Genomic DNA, 15,618 nt, shown 5'->3' on the forward strand with positions numbered 1-15,618 from the left:
AGCCTGATTTCAGCGGGGCGGCGCCTGCCAGCCCGCGTGCTGGAAATAGCGCCCGTAGGCGTCCAGCGCCTGCAGCACTTGGAGCGCACCCTCACGGCGCGGATGGCCGGTCTTCCCTTCCATCGCCTCGGCGCCGGCCATCAGGTCTGCGAGCAAGACATGGAGCATCGCGTCGGCCCTGGGCTCGAGCTTGCAGTGCTCGACCGCGTAGGCCACCTTCTGTTTGACCGTCGCCGCGAGTGCCTGGTACGCCGCGGCATCGAGCTGGTCCTTGCGGATCAGCGGCACGGCCTCGGTCATCGCCCGGTTGATGTCACTCATCGCCTGCCGCAGCGGCGCATCGGTCGCCCATTTCCTGCCTGCATTAAGCTCGAGCTTCTGCACGTCTGCGCCGCCCTCGCCATGATGAGGGTGATCGGCACGTTCGGCGGCGTGAACGCCGGTGGACGCGGCCAGAGCGAAGGCGGACAGCAGGACCGTGAGTGTCGTTTTCATCGAGTCTTCCTTTCGGGGCGAGCGGAATGCAGAAGTTAGCCGGCGAAACTTAAATACGGCTTAACACCGAGAACGCGGCAGGCGAAAAAAGCCCGCAATCGCGGGCTTTGTGTCGGGGCCAGCGTCGTGGGCTCAGGCAGCGAGGCTGTCCTTGACCCGCACGAGGCGCGCGCGTGCTTCGTTCGCAACGTTCTGGACCGCGGGATTGGAAACGAACTTGACCATGATCCCCGGATCGAGGAAGGACACGGTCACCTTGCCGTCGGCTTCTTCGCGCACGACGACGTTGCAGGGCAGCAGCATGCCGACGTCGGGCTCGGCGCTGATCGCCTGATGCGCGAGCGGCGGGTTGCAGGCGCCGAGAATCCGATAGGGCCGGCCTTCGACGTTGAGCTTGGCCTTCATCGTCGCCTTCACGTCGATGTCGGTCAGCACGCCGAAGCCTTCGGTCTTGAGGGCGGCGGTGACCTTTTCCACGGCCGCGTCGAAGGGTCCGCTGATCTGGGTGTCGAATCCGTATTCGCTCATGTCTTGCTCCTGTTCGATTGATTTGGATGCCGTCATTTTACGACGCCGGGTCGCGCCGGGGCCGACGGTCTTCAGGGTTCCAGGGACTGCTGCTCCATCTGCCACCACAGGCCGTAGACCTCGTCCGACCAGAGCGACTTGATGTAGGTGACGACGTCCTGCATCTCCTGTTCGCTGAGCGTTCCCTTCCACGCCGGCATGTTGCCCTGCCCGCCCGGGCTGCCCTCGCGGATGACTTCGAGCAGCACGGCCGTCGGGTGATGCCAGGCGTGCGCGCTGTCGTCGAGCGGCGGCGGCGGGAAGCGGCCTTGCGCGTCGCGAATGCGCCAGTCGCCGGGCTGGCCCTTGCCGTTTTCGCCGTGACATTCCATGCAATGCTTGGCGTAGACCGCACGCCCGCGCGCGACCTGCTGCGCGTCGAGATCGCGCACGACCGGCGCGGTGTCGCTCTGCAGTCCAGGCAATGGACTCGCGCCCTCCTCGCATCCTGCGAGGACGAGCGCGCCGATCAGGCTCGCGAGTATCGTCGGTGTTACGGTCTTCATGGGCTTTTTTTCTTTTGCCGGGAGGAGGGAGAGAGGTCGCATCGCGCGCTAAGTTCCGCTGTCCCGTTCACCGCTCAGCACGTCGTCGAGCAGGCGGCGCATGTTGCGCCAGTGGGAGCCCGCCCAGTAGATGCGGCCACAGCTGTCGCAGGTGGGAAAATGCGCGTAGTGCTCGCGCACCTTAGGCGGCAGGCGGTCGAGCACGCTCGCCTTGTCGACCGTGCGCAGCGGCACGTTGCAGTGCAGGCAGCGCGTGAACGGCCGCGCACTGCGCGCAAGATCGAGGCGCGCGACGACTTCGCGCAACTGGGCCTCGGATTTCAGCGCATGGATGTAGCAGCCGTGGGTGACGCTGCGCCGCTTGAGCAGTTCGCGGTCGCGCGTCAGCACGATGCGGCCGTCGTGTTCGCAGATCGCAACGATCGCGTCGTCGTGAAAATGATTGTCGTACAGCGTATCGAAGCCGAGCATGCGCAGCATGTGGGCGAGCCCGCCGAGGTGCGCGTCGGCGACGAAACGCGTCTCGCGCAACGGACGCTCGCGGACCCGCAGCAGCGGCGAGACGTCCATTGCCTCGAAGCGCGGATAGACGGCGACCCGGTCGCCATCCTGCAGACGACGGTCGAAACCCGCCGACTCGCCGTTGACCAGGATCAGCTCGACTTCGGTGTGCGGCACCCCGAGCGCCTCGATCATGTGTTTGGTCGTCGCCGCCCGCGCGCAGGGCACGGTGAATTCCCGCTTGCGGCGGTCCGGTGCGAGAAAATCGTTCAGTTCTTCGTAGAAGCGGAAGGTGGCGATGACCATGCGCGCGCGAATGGGGTTTCTGCATGCATGATGCATCGCCCCTCGCGCCTGCACAACCGGGCGCAGCGTTTCGACGCTAATCCCCGATCTGCTGTGCCCAGAGCATGGCGTCGAGGTGAAAACTGTTGACCCGCCACATGTCGAGGCCGATGCCCTGCGCGAGCGTCGCGATGTTGAGGTCGTCCGACTCCTCGCAGGCGATCGCCAAGGCGAGATAGGGCGCGTATTTCCCCTCGCGCTCGAGCAAGGCGTCGCTGACCGGTGCAGGCAGCTTGACCTTTTGCAGGACCGCATCGAGCGGCGCGGAGAGAACGACATCCAGCAGCGAGAACATGCCCGCGACGAACAGTTCGTCGCGCTCGCCGGGCGTCAGGTCACCCGTGCACTCGGCGAGCAACTCGGCGAGCCGGGCGCGGACCAAGGCGTTCTCCATGACGGCCCAGTCGAGCCCGGGCGTCTTACCGCTGGTGAAGAGCAGGATGGCGAGCCAGCGATACAGCTTCTGCCGTCCGAGCACGAGCAAGGCCGGTTCCGGGGCGACGATCGTACGACTCAGCCCCATCCCGGGAGAATTGATGTAGCGCAGCAGCTTGTAGGACAGGGCGAGGTTCTGCTTGATCAGTGCCGCAAGCTCGCCCACCTCGGCGTCGCCGCGCAACGCATTCAATACCTCGAGGATCCTCGCGCGCCCTGCATCGACGACGGGGCCGTCTAGCTGTTCGCGGCTCGTGATGAATGGGCCCTGGTAATACGAGAAAGGCAGGCCCGCACAGGCCCGGTATTCTTCCTGGGTCTGCACATTGGCGGCGACGAAGCGGATCTTCGGCGCCCGCGCGACGGCCGCCTGCATCTGGTCCCTGATGGACGGCAGGTCGCCGGCAGCGATGTCGATCAGCAGGAAGTCGAGTTGATCCAGGCCCGGCATGGGGGTCGCCCCTCGACTGCGCAAGCCGATGCGGTATCCCTTCGCCCTGAGGCGCGCGAGGGTCGCGTTATGCGGGCGGGCAAGACCGTCATTCGCGCCGAATAGGTAGACGGTGCCTTGCGCCGGCATTTCCTCGACCACAGGCGTCTCGAGCGAACTCGCCGACACGTCGATGAAAGCCAGGCGGTGCTCGAGCAGACGGCGGATCCCGATGGCCTGCAGATTGCGCAGCAGCACCTGATCATAGAGGCGCTGCACGCTGACGCTGGAGGCCTGCACCCGCGCATTGGCCTGGTACACCAGGCTGAACACGTAGCCGGCGACCCGCGTGTTCCGCCCGAGTATCGCCTCCCGCCGCACGATCGACGGGCTGTTCAGCGCGAGCGGCGTGCTCGAATGCGTCACGACGGGAACCGGCGCATGGTGCGCCTCGGTGACGAGCGGCGCCGCCGCCTCCAGCTTGCGAAACGCCGCCTCCTGCGTTCGGGACGCGAAGAGCCCGCTGCGCTCGACCTCCTTGCGCACCCGCCCCGTGCCGCCGAGCGCCCGGATCAGACGATCCAGTATCGAGCCCCTGCCCGTCAGCGATTTCATTCGTACGATTCCATCCCAAGCCTGGCGTCCTGCGCCGCCGTTACGCCGCCTCGATCGAGCCGGCCGGAGCCCGCCATTGTCGCCCAGTCTGCCCCCGTCCGGCAGCCGGGCCTCGACCTATGCCGCGAAATCTTACGTCGCCGAAGAGCGGACGGGCGGGGCGGAACAGCGCTCGACGCGCAGAAACGCCGGACGTAAAAACGCCACCTCGAAGGTGGCGCTTCACTCACTCGACATCGGCGATCAATGCCGGTTTTTGGCCGGTGCAGGCGCCTTGGGCGGCGTGATTAACGAGCCGATCGGAACGACGAGCTGTTTCGGCTTCTTCGGCTTCTTGGCTTCCTTGTTACCGCGTAACTGGCCTTTTGCCATGGGATTCTCCTTGCAGTGCCTCAGAAAGTATTCGGCTGGGTCTGTAAACGCAACTCAACCCAGACCGATCATAGGCCGATACGCCGAAATCGGTGGCTTTATTCCATGACCCGATGAATATCATGTGCATCTGAAAGAATCTCCCCCGGATCCCTCACCTGCCACACCGCCGAGGCATCTAGCCAGGATATTTGACGATTGCATAGGCGCTCCCTATCAGCGAGCATATTCAATAGAACAACGGCTCACCATCAAAAGGGCGCGTCTTATGCACCCTTGGTTTTTTGACGTACAGCGGTTCAGTTTCGACTCCGCGTTGGGAGACGCATGAAAATCAGGAAATTCCTCAGTCTTGAATGGGATGCGATCGCAGGAATCGTGGCTGCCGTGGCGGCGATCGTTCTACATCTTTTGCATTTCGTCGACGAGCGAGTCATCTTGCCGATCGTGCTTGCTCTAATAGCCCTACTATTCATCAACTTCTTGCGGCATACCAGAAACAACGAACTGACCGCCGAACAAGTCGATCGCACGGCACGGGCGGTTAACAGAATCCAGTCGGTGCTAAAGCATCCCGATGTAATTCTCGTCGGCCCACGCCACCTGCGTTCCGCGAACGAGCAATTCATCAAGCACATGAGCGGCGACACGATCTGGTTCAATGTCTGCCTGTCGATGTATAGGACACAGCCACTGTTCGATTCCTTGCTGCGCCCGGCGATAGACAACCCGATGGTGTCCTCGATTCAGTTCATTCTCGACGAGGGCCAGAAGGATTTATGGCAACAATTCATACAGCCCAAGATTGCCGCATGCTCGGGTTCTGCAAAGGTCAGGGAACCCCGCTGGCGCAACTTGAGCAAGACCGTTTCCTATATTCTCGCCGATAGCCAATTAAGCGGTGGAACGGAAGCGTTACTGAGCTTCTGGGGTGAGCCTTTCATGGCACAGACCACTGAACGCGACGTACCGCGTTTCATCTTTCATGTGCAAAGGAACGCCGAGATTCTGCCTCATCTCGTCGAACTGGAACGCTAGCGATATCGGCGTAAATGACGAGTAGGAGGCCACCGCTGGATTTCGTGATGGCCTGATCCAACAACGTTCAGCCCGGGGCTCCCCGCGTCTCGCTCCACGTTACGGATCGCAAAAACCCCCTTGAAGGAGACGCATGCAACCATGAACGAGAACCGGAGCATTGCATTCTTCGATGAGCAGTTCCGCCGTCAGCCGAATGACGTTGCACTGAAACTTAACCCGTTCGAGGCGCTCGCGCTTCCCTACCTTACGGGCGACGTGCTCGATTTCGGTTGCGGCCTGGGCAATCTCGCCTTCGCCGCGGCGGGCAGGGGTTGCACGGTCACGGCTCTCGATGGCAGTCCGGCCGCCATCGAACACATCCGTTGCCGCGCCGCTACGGAAGGCGCTTCGGTGTTCGCGTCCCTTGCCGACCTGCGTGACTACCCGCTGACGCGCGAATACGACTGCGTCGTCTCCATCGGCCTGCTGATGTTCTTCAACTGCTCAACGGCATTTCGGGTCTTGGCAGATTTGCAGGCCCACGTGCGCCCCGGCGGGGTCGCTGTCATCAATGTCCTCGTCGAGGGGACGACCTACCTCGAGATGTTCGATCCATTGGATCACTGCCTCTTCGCCCCGTCAGAATTGCAACACCGATTCGCAGGCTGGACGATCGAGCGCATGGAGTTCGCCGATTTCGAGGCCCCCCAAAACACGCTCAAGCGCTTCTGCACAGCCGTAGCGCAGAAGCGAGCCGCCTGAAGCTGGAGCATGGTCCTTCCGCCGGGCCGACAGCTGCCAGCAAGCGGGGGCCGGATCGCGTGCCTCGTATGTTCAAGCGTGTAGATAACCCTGATGTCATGCGCGACCGGGCAGGGCTTGCGTCAACGCCTCAGGCGATCGGTCCCACACGCTAGATCCGGCTGGCTGTCTGCCGCATCACATCCGCAGCGAAGCGCATTGCCCATTTCACTGGCGGCGGCAGTGACGCGCCACCGTGGGCGATCGCGATTTGCGCGTGCTGCGCTTCGTCGAGCTTCATCTGCTCGACCACGGCGCGGCTTTTGGCATCGGCCTCGGGGAGTTTTTGCAGATGGCCGTCGAGATGCGCTTCGACCTGACGCTCGGTTTCGGCGAGAAAGCCGAGATTCCATTTGTCGCCGAGCAGGCCGGCGACGACGCCGATGCCGAACGCCCCGCCGAACCAGAGCGGATTGAGCAGGCTCTTGCGGCCGCCGAGTTCGTCGATGCGCTGCTCACACCACGCCAGGTGGTCGGTTTCCTCGCGCGCGGCGCGTTCGAGTTCGCTGCGCACCTGCGCGTTCTTCGCGGTCAACGCCTGGCCGGCGTAGAGCGCCTGCGCGCAGACCTCGCCGACGTGGTTGACGCGCATGAGCGCGGCGGCGTGCGCGCGCTCGGTTTCGCTCAGCTCCGCCTCCTGCGGACTGCCCGGATAGGGGCGGCCCGCGTGCGGCGTCGCGAAAACCGTGCGCAGACCCAGATCGAAGGTGCTGATCAGTTGGTCGAGTCGATTCATGTTTGCTCCTGTCGGGTCACTTCACGTAGTAGTTGAAGTTGGCGTAGGCCGCCTCGTTGACCTTGAACCACTGGAATTCGGTGTCGCGGAAAGCCTTCCACGGCCGGTAGATCGCGGCGAAGTCGGCGTTGGTCTTCGCCTCGGCTTCGTAGAGCTCGAAGGTCGCGCGCCGCGCCGCGAGCATCACATCCTTGGGGTAAGGATGAAGCTTGACGCCCTGCCCGACCAGCCGCAGCAAGGCTGGCGGATTCTTGGCGTCGTACTGCGCGAGCATGAGCTGGTTGGCTTCGGCCGCCGCGGCCTCGAACGCCTGTCGGTACAGCTCTGGCAAAGCCTGCCACGCCGTCTGGTTGACGTAGAACGAGAGCTGCGGCCCGCCCTCCCACCAGCCGGGGTAGTAGTAGTGCTTCGCGATCTTGTGGAAGCCGAGCTTCTCGTCGTCGTAGGGCCCGACCCATTCGGCCGCGTCGAGCGCGCCGCGTTCGAGCGCAGGATAGATGTCGCCGCCGGGCAGGGTCTGCGGCACGGCGCCGAGCTTCGCCATGATCTGGCCGCCGATGCCCGGGATGCGCATCTTGAGCCCGCGCAGATCGGCGAGCGACTTGATCGGCTTCCTGAACCAGCCGCCCATCTGGGTGCCGGTGTTGCCGCCCGGGAACTGCAGGACCTTGTACTTGGCGTAGAGCTTGCGCAGCGCCTCGATGCCGCCGCCCGCGTACATCCAGGCGTTCTGCTGGCGCGCCGTGAGGCCGAAGGGCACCGCCGTGTCGAACGCGAGCGCGAGGTTCTTGCCGACGTAGTAATAGCCCGCCGAATGGCCGCATTCGGCCGTGCCGTTGCCGACCGCGTCGAGCACCTGCAGGCCGGGCACCAGTTCGCCGCCGGCGAAGACGCGGATCTGGAACTTTCCGCCGGTCAGCGCGGCGACGCGCTTGGCCAGCGTCTCCCCGGCGCCGTAGATCGTGTCTAGGCTCTTCGGAAAGCTCGACGCGAGGCGCCAGCGGACGACGGGCTCGGTCGCTGCCCGTGCGCTCACGGGCAGCACGGCGGCGACCGCGGCGCCGCTCAGGAAATCTCGTCTTTGCATGCTTGGTCCCGGTTTTTCGCCGATTATACGAGCCGCTTCGACGAAACCGCCGCGTGATAAAATCGCCGCCTCTCAAGCCCCCCCCCCTCTGCCATGTTCAACCGCCAAGACACCCTCGCCAAAACCGATCCCGACCTGTGGGCCGCGATCCAGCAGGAAGACCGCCGCCAGCAGGATCACATCGAGCTGATCGCGTCGGAGAACTACACGAGCCCGGCGGTGATGCAGGCGCAGGGCTCGCAGCTCACCAACAAGTACGCCGAGGGCTATCCCGGCAAGCGCTACTACGGCGGCTGCGAATACGTCGACATCGTCGAACAGCTCGCGATCGATCGCGTCAAGGCGCTGTTCGGCGCCGAGGCGGCGAACGTACAGCCGAACTCGGGCTCGCAGGCGAACCAGGCCGTGTTCATGGCCTTCCTGAAGCCCGGCGACACGATCATGGGCATGAGCCTCGCCGAGGGCGGCCACCTGACGCACGGCATGGCGCTCAACATGAGCGGCAAATGGTTCAACGTCGTCGCCTACGGCCTCAACGAAAAGGAAGAGATCGACTACGAAGCGATGGAACGGCTCGCGCGCGAGCACAAGCCGAAACTGATCATCGCCGGCGCCTCGGCCTACGCGCTCAGGATCGACTTCGAGCGCTTCGCCAAGATCGCGAAGGAAATCGGTGCGATCTTCATGGTCGACATGGCGCACTACGCGGGCCTGATCGCCGCCGGCCTCTACCCCAACCCGGTGCCGCACGCCGACGTCGTCACTTCGACCACGCACAAGACGCTGCGCGGCCCGCGCGGCGGCATCATCCTGATGAAGGCCGAACACGAGAAGGCGATCAACAGCGCGATCTTTCCCGGCCTGCAGGGCGGCCCGCTCATGCACGTCATCGCCGGCAAGGCGACCGCGTTCAAGGAAGCGGCGACCAAGGACTTCAAGCGCTACCAGGAACAGGTGATCGATAACGCGCTCGTGATGTGCAAGGTACTCGTCGAGCGCGGCCTCCGGATCATCTCGGGCCGCACCGAGAGCCACGTGTTCCTCGTCGACCTGCGCGCGAAGAACCTGACCGGCAAGGAAGCCGAGGCGCTCCTGGGCCGCGCGCACATCACCGTCAACAAGAACGCGATCCCCAACGATCCGCAGAAGCCCTTTGTCACGAGCGGCATCCGCATCGGCACGCCGGCGATGACGACGCGCGGCTTCACCGAACTCGAAGCCGAGCAGCTCGCCCACCTGATCGCCGACGTCCTTGACGCGCCGAACGACGAGGCCGTCGTCGAGCGTGTGAAGGGTGAAGTGGCGAAGCTGACGGCGAAGTTTCCGGTTTACGGCTGAGGCCCAGGGGTCCGGGGTCGGGATTCGGGGATCAGGGAATGTTGCTTCGCGTTTCCTTGAATATGAACGCGGCCATGCCGCGCAAAACCCTCTGACCCCTGACCCCTGGATCCCGACCCCTAACCATGAAATGTCCCTTCTGCGGCTCCCTCGACACCCAGGTCATCGACTCGCGCGCGAACGAGGCCGGCGACGCGATTCGCCGGCGCCGGCGCTGCGCCGCCTGCGACAAGCGCTTCACGACCTGGGAGACCGCCGAATTGCGGCCGCCGCAGATCGTCAAGACCAACGGCACACGCGAGGATTTTTCCGAAACCAAGCTGCGTGAGGGCTTTCGCCGCGCGCTGCACAAGCGTCCCGTTTCGACCGAACTCGTCGATGCGGCCGTCGACCGCATCCGCCAGCGCCTCCTAACGCTCGGCGAGCGCGAGGTGCCGGCGCGCGAGGTCGGCGAGCTCGTGATGACCGAGTTGAAGAAGCTCGACAAGATCGCCTACATCCGCTTCGCGTCGGTCTACAAAAGCTTCAAGGACCCTGACGATTTCCGCGACGTGCTCGAGGACCTCGCGCAGGGACCGCAAGCCGGCGACGATCCCGCCTAGGCTGCCGGAGCGCGGCCTTGACGTCCCGCTGACGCCGCCTTGACGCGCGCGCGACAGGACTTCGCGCATGCTGTTTCTTACCCTCACATGGAGAAAACGCATGCTGCTTCGCCTGTCCGCCGCCCTTCTGTCCTCTCTAAGCTTCGCCGCTGCCGCGGCACCGGGATCGCACTGGACCTACGAGGGCGAGCACGGCCCCACGCATTGGGCCCAACTCGACAAGGGCTTTGCCGAATGCGCGCTCGGCCACGCGCAATCGCCGATCGACATCCGCGACGCGACGCCGAGGGCCGACGCGCCGGACCTCGATTTCCGTTATCAGGCGACGCCGCTTCGTCTGATCAACAACGGCCATACCGTGCAGGTCGACGAATCGGATGCGGGCACGCTGACGATCGGCGGCCATCGCTACGCGCTCGCCCAGTTCCACTTCCATACGCCGAGCGAGGAACGTGTGCGCGGCAAGGCCTACGACATGGTTGCGCATCTGGTCCACAAGGACGCTTCCGGGAAACTCGCCGCGGTCGCCGTGCTATTCAAGGCCGGCCGCGAAAACGCTGCGCTGAAGACCGTGTTCGACAACATGCCGCTCGGCGCAGGGCCGGAGCATAAGGTCGAAGGCGTGCAGTTCAACCCGGCCGACCTGCTGCCCAAGCAGCACGCCTACTACCACTTCCAGGGCTCGCTGACGACGCCGCCGTGTTCGGAGGGTGTCGCCTGGTATGTGCTGAAGACCCCGGTCGAGGCCTCGCGTGCACAGATCGGCCAGTTGCGCACGCTCTACCCGCACAACGCCCGCCCGGTGCAGGCGCTGCACGGCCGGCAGGTGATCGACCACCCCTGATTGCCGCGGGGCGTTCGCCGCACGGCGGGGGCGCGCCAGGGGATCTGTCACGCTGCGCAGAGCGGGCCCGCCGTGCTACTGTTCACGCGGTTTCGTATCTGCTCCGCACGTCGATGAGATTTACCGCCGCCGATTCCCGTTTCATGTCGCGCGCCCTGCAACTCGCGGCGCGCGGGCTTTTCACGACGAGCCCCAATCCGCGCGTCGGCTGCGTCCTCGTCAAGGATGATCGCATCGTCGGCGAAGGCTGGCACGAACGCGCCGGCACGCCGCACGCCGAAATCCATGCCCTGCGCGCCGCGGGCGAAGCCGCGCGCGGCGCAACGGCCTACGTCACGCTCGAGCCCTGCTCGCACCATGGCCGCACGCCGCCCTGCGCGGAGGCGCTCATCGACGCCGGCGTCAGCCGCGTCGTCGCGGCGATGACCGATCCCAACCCGCTGGTCGCCGGCGGTGGCATTTCGATGCTGACGCTCGCGGGGATCGCGGCCGAGGTCGGGTTGATGGAGGCCGAGGCGCGCGCGCTCAATCCCGGCTTCGTTTCGCGCATGACGCGGCGCCGTCCCTGGGTGCGGCTCAAGACCGCGTCGACGCTGGACGGCAAGACCGCGCTCGCCAACGGCGCCTCGCAGTGGATCACCGGCGAGGCCGCACGCGCCGACGTCCAAAGACTGCGCGCGCGCGCCTGCGCAATCCTGACCGGCAGCGGCACGGTGCTCGCCGACGATCCGCGCATGAACGTGCGTGACTTCGACATCGGCCGGGCGCCGCTACGCGTCGTCGTCGATTCGACCCTGCGCACGCCGGCCAGCGCGGCGATCCTGCCCGCGCTCGTCGCCTGCCGCGACGCCTCGCCGGCTACGCGGACGGCGCTCGAAGCGGCGGGGGCGGAGGTGATCGAGATGCCGGGCGTAGATGGCCGCGTCGACCTCGCCGCGCTGCTCGCGCTCCTCGCGCAGCGCGGCGTCAACGAAGTCCACGTCGAAGCCGGTGCGGCGCTGAACGGCGCGCTGCTCGCGGCCGGCTTGGTCGACGAGTGGGTCGCCTACCTCGCGCCGCTCGCGGTCGGCGATGACGCGCGCGGGCTGTTCGCCCACGCGCCGCTCGCCACGCTCGCCGAGGCCGCGCGTTTCCGGTTGCAAGACCTGCGGCAGATCGGCGGCGACCTGCGCCTGACCCTGCTGCCGGCATGACGGGCTTCAAGGACCATTTCTCGTCGGGGTCCGAAGGCTACGCGGCATACCGGCCCGACTATCCCGCCACGCTCTTCGCCTGGCTCTCTAGCCTCTGTGCGGAACGCCGCCTCGCCTGGGACTGCGCGACCGGAAGCGGCCAGGCCGCACGCGGGCTCGCGGCGCATTTCCCACGTGTCGTCGCGAGCGACGCATCGGCCGAGCAGGTCCGTCACGCCACGCCGCATCCAGGGGTCGATTACCGAGTCGCGACCGCGGAGGCGAGCGGGCTCGCCGAGCGCAGCGTCGACCTCGTCACGGTCGCACAGGCCGCGCACTGGTTCGATCTGCCGCGCTTTTACGCCGAGGTCGCGCGCGTGCTGAAGCCCGCCGGCGTCGCGGCGCTCTGGGGCTACGGCCGCATCGTGCTGCCGGGTGCGATGGACGCGCCGCTGCGGTATTTCTACGCCGAGACGGTCGGTCCCTACTGGCCCGCGGAACGGGCGCTGATCGACGACGCCTACCGCGGCCTCGATTTTCCGTTTGTCGAAATCCCGCCGCCAGCGTTCGCGATCGAAGTCGCGTGGACGCTCCCGCGGCTCATCGACTATCTCTCGACCTGGTCCGCCGTGAAGCGCTTCCAGACCGCGCGGGGACGCGACCCCTTGCCGGCGCTGAACGCCGAACTCGCGCCGCTGTGGGGCGATGCGAACGCGGCCATGACCTTGCGCTGGCCGCTGTTCCTGCGCGTCGGACGGGTCTAGCTGCGCACCGAAAAATCTGTGAAGAGATCGGCGAATTGCTCGCCGACGTCGTGCAGCGGGCGCTCGCGCGTCGCGCTGCGGCCGAGCGCCGCGTTCGCGCAGCCCTGACTGCGGAACGCCTGGATCACGTAATGCTTGACGCCGCGTGCCGCGAGGTCGTGCGCCAGCGCGGTCAGCGCGGAGTCGGGCAGCAGCGCCGGATGCACCGTCGTGCGGATTTCGTGCGCAACGCCCGATGCGAGCAGCGTCTGCAGCCCGGCAAGCGCCGGTTCTCCGCTGCCTGCCGCGGCGGTGATCTGCGCGTAGTCGGCGAACGGCGCCTTGACGTCCATGCCGACCCAGTCGACAAACGGCAACACGGTGGCGAGTTTCTTCGGGTACATGCCGCCGGTATGCAGCCCGATCCTGAAGCCGAGCGCGCGCACTTCACGCACTGCGTCGACGAGGCCGGCCTGCAAGGTCGGTTCGCCGCCCGAGAACACGACGGCGTCGAGCAGGCCCTGGCGACGGCGAAGGAAGGACAGGACGTCGTCCCACGGAATTTCGCGTTCGCCGCGCGGCGGAATCAGGTCGGGGTTATGGCAGTAGCCGCAGCGCCACGGGCAGCCCTGGCAGAACACCACCGCGGCCAGCATGCCGGGCCAGTCGGTGGTGGACAGCGGCGTGAGGCCGCCGACGCGGAGCATGTTGGCGCTCGCCGCCAAGGACAGATCAGCCGAGCGCGCAGCGGCCTTCGACGAAGAATTGCCGCTCGCGGTGCTCGCTCTGCTTGCCCTTGTTGAAGCTCGTCACCGGCCGGTGATAGCCCATGACGCGGGTCCAGACTTCGCAGCGCGTGCGCTCCTCGTCCTTGAGGGCCGCGGCGTCGAGGCTGTGGGGGATTGTCATATCGTTCATCTTCGTCTCCTTGGGTTTAGGCTGAAACAACACGCTTGCGCGACAGGGCTTCCTCGTCGCACTTCGGACAGAACTCGTGTTCGCCGGCGAGGTAGCCATGTTTGGGACAGATCGAGAAAGTGGGCGTGATCGTGATGTAGGGCAGGCTGAAGCGCTCGAGCGAGCGGCGCACGAGGTTCTTGCACGCCTCGGCCGACGAGATGTGCTCCGACATGTAGAGATGCAGCACGGTGCCGCCGGTGTACTTGCGCTGCAGCTCGTCCTGGCGCTCGAGCGCCTCGAACGCGTCGTCGGTGAAGCCGACCGGAAGCTGCGTCGAGTTGGTGTAATACGGCGCGCCCTCGGCGCCGGCCTGCAGGATGCCCGGATAGCGCTTGGCGTCTTCCTTCGCGAAGCGGTAGGTCGTGCCTTCGGCCGGCGTCGCCTCGAGGTTGTACATGTGGCCGGTCTCTTCCTGGAAGGCCGCGATCCGGCCACGGATGTGGTCGAGCAGGCGCACCGCGAAGTCGTGGCCCCATACCGTGGTGATGTCGTGCTCATCCGCGGTGAAGTTGCGGATCATCTCATTGACGCCGTTGACGCCGACAGTCGAGAAGTGATTGCGCAGCGTGCCGAGATAACGCTTGGTGTAGGGGAAGAGGCCGTTGTCCATCAGGCGCTGGATTTCCTTGCGCTTGATCTCGAGGCCGTTCCTCGCCATGTCGAGCAAGGCGTCGAGACGGCGCAGCAGGCCCGCCTCGTCGCCTTTGTACTCGTAGCCCAGGCGCGCGCAGTTGACCGTGACGACACCGACCGATCCGGTCTGCTCGGCCGAGCCGAAGAGGCCGTTTCCACGCTTGAGGAGTTCGCGCAGGTCGAGCTGCAGGCGGCAGCACATCGAGCGGATGTGGTTCGGCTTCATTTCCGAATTGATGAAATTCTGGAAGTACGGCAGGCCGTAGCGTGCCGTCATCGCGAACAGGCGGCCGGCGTTTTCCGATTCCCAGGGAAAGTCCGGCGTCATGTTGTAGGTCGGGATCGGGAAGGTGAAGACGCGGCCCTTGGCGTCGCCGGTCGTCATGACCTCGATGTAGGCGCGGTTGATCATGTCCATCTCGACCTGCAGCTCGCCGTAGGTGAAGGGCATTTCCTTGCCGCCGATCACCGGCACCTGCTCGCGCAGATCCTCCGGGCAGGTCCAGTCGAAGGTCAGGTTGGTGAACGGCGTCTGCGTACCCCAGCGCGACGGCACGTTGAGGTTGTAGATCAATTCCTGGATGCACTGGCGAACCTCTGCGTAACTCATCCGGTCATTGCGGATGAAGGGCGCCATGTAGGTGTCGAAGGACGAGAACGCCTGCGCGCCGGCCCACTCGTTCTGCAGCGTGCCGAGAAAATTGACGATCTGCCCGACAGCGGACGACATGTGCTTGGGCGGCCCCGCCTCGACCTTGCCGGGCACACCGTTCAAGCCCTCGTGGAGTAGCGTGCGCAGCGACCAGCCGGCGCAGTAGCCGGCCAGCATGTCGAGGTCGTGGACGTGGATCGAGCCGTCGCGGTGGGCTTCGCCAAGCTCGGGCGGATAGACGTGGTTGAGCCAGTAGTTCGCGACGACCTTGCCCGAGACGTTGAGGATCAGGCCGCCGAGCGAGTAGCCCTGGTTGGCGTTGGCGTTGACGCGCCAGTCCTGGCGCGAGAGGTACTCGTTGATGGACGCTTCGACGTCGACGACGGTCTTGCGGTCCTCGCGCAGCTTCTTGTGGCTTTCGCGGTAGGCGATGTAGGCGCGCGCGGTCTGGAAATGGTTGGATGCGATCAGGCTCTGCTCGACGACGTCCTGGATGCGCTCGATGTCGGGCGGGGTGTTGCGGAAGCTGTGCGCGAGCACCTTGACCACCTGGGCGGTCAGCAGGTCGGCTTCGTCGCCGCCGAATTCGCCGCTCGCCTGCCCCGCGCGCAGGAGCGCCGAGCGAATCTTTCCGGCGTCGAAGGGCGCCCGCCGCCCGTCGCGCTTGAGCACCTCGCGCAGCGCTGAAACCGTAACCGTGTCGCGACCTCTATCCGTCATGAGTTTCTCCTCGGTATCAATATTTTGTGGCAACCACGGCGTAA

Annotated in this window: 18 protein-coding genes; 7 read left to right on the plus strand and 11 right to left on the minus strand. The window is 65.6% G+C overall.

The features are described from left to right. Nucleotides 1-9: 9 nt before the first annotated feature. From TBD_RS10820 to TBD_RS15240, 6 genes are all read right to left on the minus strand, one after another. Nucleotides 10-495 (minus strand): hypothetical protein, encoded by a 486-nt coding sequence (locus TBD_RS10820; RefSeq protein WP_011312667.1) that lies wholly within the window; start codon nt 493-495, stop codon nt 10-12. A gap of 132 nt (nt 496-627) precedes the next feature. Further along, a complete protein-coding gene (locus TBD_RS10825; RefSeq protein WP_011312668.1) occupies nt 628-1,023 on the minus strand; it encodes a DUF302 domain-containing protein in 396 nt (131 codons plus the stop codon). Between the two features lie 71 nt (nt 1,024-1,094). After that, the gene (locus tag TBD_RS10830) at nt 1,095-1,568 is read right to left on the minus strand and encodes a c-type cytochrome (protein ID WP_041432710.1); all 474 of its coding nucleotides are present in this window, start codon (nt 1,566-1,568) and stop codon (nt 1,095-1,097) included. Between the two features lie 48 nt (nt 1,569-1,616). Next, complete coding sequence (locus TBD_RS10835) at nt 1,617-2,375, minus strand: Mut7-C RNAse domain-containing protein (RefSeq protein ID WP_041432711.1); 759 nt, start codon at nt 2,373-2,375, stop codon at nt 1,617-1,619. Between the two features lie 76 nt (nt 2,376-2,451). Beyond that, nucleotides 2,452-3,894 (minus strand): EAL and HDOD domain-containing protein, encoded by a 1,443-nt coding sequence (locus TBD_RS10840; RefSeq protein WP_011312671.1) that lies wholly within the window; start codon nt 3,892-3,894, stop codon nt 2,452-2,454. 243 nt (nt 3,895-4,137) lie between these two features. Further along, complete coding sequence (locus TBD_RS15240; RefSeq protein WP_274378358.1) at nt 4,138-4,266, minus strand: hypothetical protein; 129 nt, start codon at nt 4,264-4,266, stop codon at nt 4,138-4,140. A 327-nt stretch (nt 4,267-4,593) separates the two neighbouring features. On the opposite strand from TBD_RS15240, the gene TBD_RS10845 reads away from it, so the two are divergent. Next, nucleotides 4,594-5,304, plus strand: coding sequence for a hypothetical protein (locus tag TBD_RS10845; protein WP_011312673.1), 711 nt, complete (start codon nt 4,594-4,596; stop codon nt 5,302-5,304). Nucleotides 5,305-5,445: 141 nt separating this feature from the next. Then, a complete protein-coding gene (locus TBD_RS10850) occupies nt 5,446-6,048 on the plus strand; it encodes an SAM-dependent methyltransferase (RefSeq protein ID WP_011312674.1) in 603 nt (200 codons plus the stop codon). 151 nt (nt 6,049-6,199) lie between these two features. Here TBD_RS10850 and coq7 read toward each other — a convergent pair whose 3' ends face one another. Both coq7 and TBD_RS10860 read right to left on the minus strand, forming a co-directional pair. After that, the gene (gene coq7, locus TBD_RS10855) at nt 6,200-6,823 is read right to left on the minus strand and encodes a 2-polyprenyl-3-methyl-6-methoxy-1,4-benzoquinone monooxygenase (protein WP_011312675.1); all 624 of its coding nucleotides are present in this window, start codon (nt 6,821-6,823) and stop codon (nt 6,200-6,202) included. A gap of 16 nt (nt 6,824-6,839) precedes the next feature. After that, nucleotides 6,840-7,910: a TRAP transporter substrate-binding protein gene (locus TBD_RS10860; RefSeq protein WP_011312676.1), complete on the minus strand. Its 1,071-nt coding sequence runs from the start codon at nt 7,908-7,910 to the stop codon at nt 6,840-6,842. A gap of 93 nt (nt 7,911-8,003) precedes the next feature. Here TBD_RS10860 and glyA point away from each other — a divergent pair, with 93 nt between their 5' ends. The 5 genes from glyA to TBD_RS10885 all read left to right on the plus strand — a co-directional run bounded on the left by glyA (nt 8,004) and on the right by TBD_RS10885 (nt 12,630). Then, on the plus strand, nt 8,004-9,248 hold the full coding sequence (glyA, locus tag TBD_RS10865) for a serine hydroxymethyltransferase (protein ID WP_011312677.1): 1,245 nt from the start codon (nt 8,004-8,006) through the stop codon (nt 9,246-9,248). Between the two features lie 125 nt (nt 9,249-9,373). Beyond that, a complete protein-coding gene (nrdR, locus tag TBD_RS10870; protein WP_011312678.1) occupies nt 9,374-9,850 on the plus strand; it encodes a transcriptional regulator NrdR in 477 nt (158 codons plus the stop codon). Nucleotides 9,851-9,950: 100 nt separating this feature from the next. Next, the gene (locus tag TBD_RS10875; RefSeq protein ID WP_041432713.1) at nt 9,951-10,694 is read left to right on the plus strand and encodes a carbonic anhydrase; all 744 of its coding nucleotides are present in this window, start codon (nt 9,951-9,953) and stop codon (nt 10,692-10,694) included. A 113-nt stretch (nt 10,695-10,807) separates the two neighbouring features. Next, entirely contained in the window at nt 10,808-11,887 is a 1,080-nt protein-coding gene (gene ribD, locus TBD_RS10880) for a bifunctional diaminohydroxyphosphoribosylaminopyrimidine deaminase/5-amino-6-(5-phosphoribosylamino)uracil reductase RibD (RefSeq protein ID WP_011312680.1), read from the plus strand. Beyond that, complete coding sequence (locus tag TBD_RS10885) at nt 11,884-12,630, plus strand: class I SAM-dependent methyltransferase (RefSeq protein ID WP_011312681.1); 747 nt, start codon at nt 11,884-11,886, stop codon at nt 12,628-12,630. The genes ribD and TBD_RS10885 overlap by 4 nt, the downstream gene beginning before the upstream one ends. Here TBD_RS10885 and TBD_RS10890 read toward each other — a convergent pair. Genes TBD_RS10890 through TBD_RS10900 form a run of 3 tightly spaced genes read right to left on the minus strand, consistent with a single transcriptional unit; the run spans nt 12,627 to nt 15,574 of the window. Further along, a complete protein-coding gene (locus tag TBD_RS10890; protein WP_011312682.1) occupies nt 12,627-13,316 on the minus strand; it encodes an anaerobic ribonucleoside-triphosphate reductase activating protein in 690 nt (229 codons plus the stop codon). The two genes, TBD_RS10885 and TBD_RS10890, sit on opposite strands and share 4 nt — an antisense overlap. A 25-nt stretch (nt 13,317-13,341) precedes the next feature. Then, nucleotides 13,342-13,527 carry an anaerobic ribonucleoside-triphosphate reductase gene (nrdD, locus tag TBD_RS10895; RefSeq protein WP_041432715.1) on the minus strand — a complete coding sequence of 62 codons (186 nt, stop codon included), beginning with the start codon at nt 13,525-13,527 and terminating at the stop codon, nt 13,342-13,344. 16 nt (nt 13,528-13,543) lie between these two features. Further along, nucleotides 13,544-15,574 carry a ribonucleoside triphosphate reductase gene (locus TBD_RS10900; RefSeq protein ID WP_011312683.1) on the minus strand — a complete coding sequence of 677 codons (2,031 nt, stop codon included), beginning with the start codon at nt 15,572-15,574 and terminating at the stop codon, nt 13,544-13,546. Nucleotides 15,575-15,618: the final 44 nt, after the last annotated feature.

Source organism: Thiobacillus denitrificans ATCC 25259, from assembly GCF_000012745.1.
Lineage (GTDB): Bacteria > Pseudomonadota > Gammaproteobacteria > Burkholderiales > Thiobacillaceae > Thiobacillus > Thiobacillus denitrificans_B.

Bases quoted from the DNA above. Each gene is read 5' to 3' on its own strand.
- TBD_RS10820 (WP_011312667.1), bottom strand. From the start codon at position 495: ATGAAAACGACACTCACGGTCCTGCTGTCCGCCTTCGCTCTGGCCGCG.
- TBD_RS10825 (WP_011312668.1), bottom strand. From the start codon at position 1,023: ATGAGCGAATACGGATTCGACACCCAGATCAGCGGACCCTTCGACGCG.
- TBD_RS10830 (WP_041432710.1), bottom strand. From the start codon at position 1,568: ATGAAGACCGTAACACCGACGATACTCGCGAGCCTGATCGGCGCGCTC.
- TBD_RS10835 (WP_041432711.1), bottom strand. From the start codon at position 2,375: ATGGTCATCGCCACCTTCCGCTTCTACGAAGAACTGAACGATTTTCTC.
- TBD_RS10840 (WP_011312671.1), bottom strand. From the start codon at position 3,894: ATGAAATCGCTGACGGGCAGGGGCTCGATACTGGATCGTCTGATCCGG.
- TBD_RS15240 (WP_274378358.1), bottom strand. From the start codon at position 4,266: ATGGCAAAAGGCCAGTTACGCGGTAACAAGGAAGCCAAGAAGCCGAAG.
- TBD_RS10845 (WP_011312673.1), top strand. From the start codon at position 4,594: ATGAAAATCAGGAAATTCCTCAGTCTTGAATGGGATGCGATCGCAGGA.
- TBD_RS10850 (WP_011312674.1), top strand. From the start codon at position 5,446: ATGAACGAGAACCGGAGCATTGCATTCTTCGATGAGCAGTTCCGCCGT.
- coq7 (WP_011312675.1), bottom strand. From the start codon at position 6,823: ATGAATCGACTCGACCAACTGATCAGCACCTTCGATCTGGGTCTGCGC.
- TBD_RS10860 (WP_011312676.1), bottom strand. From the start codon at position 7,910: ATGCAAAGACGAGATTTCCTGAGCGGCGCCGCGGTCGCCGCCGTGCTG.
- glyA (WP_011312677.1), top strand. From the start codon at position 8,004: ATGTTCAACCGCCAAGACACCCTCGCCAAAACCGATCCCGACCTGTGG.
- nrdR (WP_011312678.1), top strand. From the start codon at position 9,374: ATGAAATGTCCCTTCTGCGGCTCCCTCGACACCCAGGTCATCGACTCG.
- TBD_RS10875 (WP_041432713.1), top strand. From the start codon at position 9,951: ATGCTGCTTCGCCTGTCCGCCGCCCTTCTGTCCTCTCTAAGCTTCGCC.
- ribD (WP_011312680.1), top strand. From the start codon at position 10,808: ATGAGATTTACCGCCGCCGATTCCCGTTTCATGTCGCGCGCCCTGCAA.
- TBD_RS10885 (WP_011312681.1), top strand. From the start codon at position 11,884: ATGACGGGCTTCAAGGACCATTTCTCGTCGGGGTCCGAAGGCTACGCG.
- TBD_RS10890 (WP_011312682.1), bottom strand. From the start codon at position 13,316: ATGCTCCGCGTCGGCGGCCTCACGCCGCTGTCCACCACCGACTGGCCC.
- nrdD (WP_041432715.1), bottom strand. From the start codon at position 13,527: ATGAACGATATGACAATCCCCCACAGCCTCGACGCCGCGGCCCTCAAG.
- TBD_RS10900 (WP_011312683.1), bottom strand. From the start codon at position 15,574: ATGACGGATAGAGGTCGCGACACGGTTACGGTTTCAGCGCTGCGCGAG.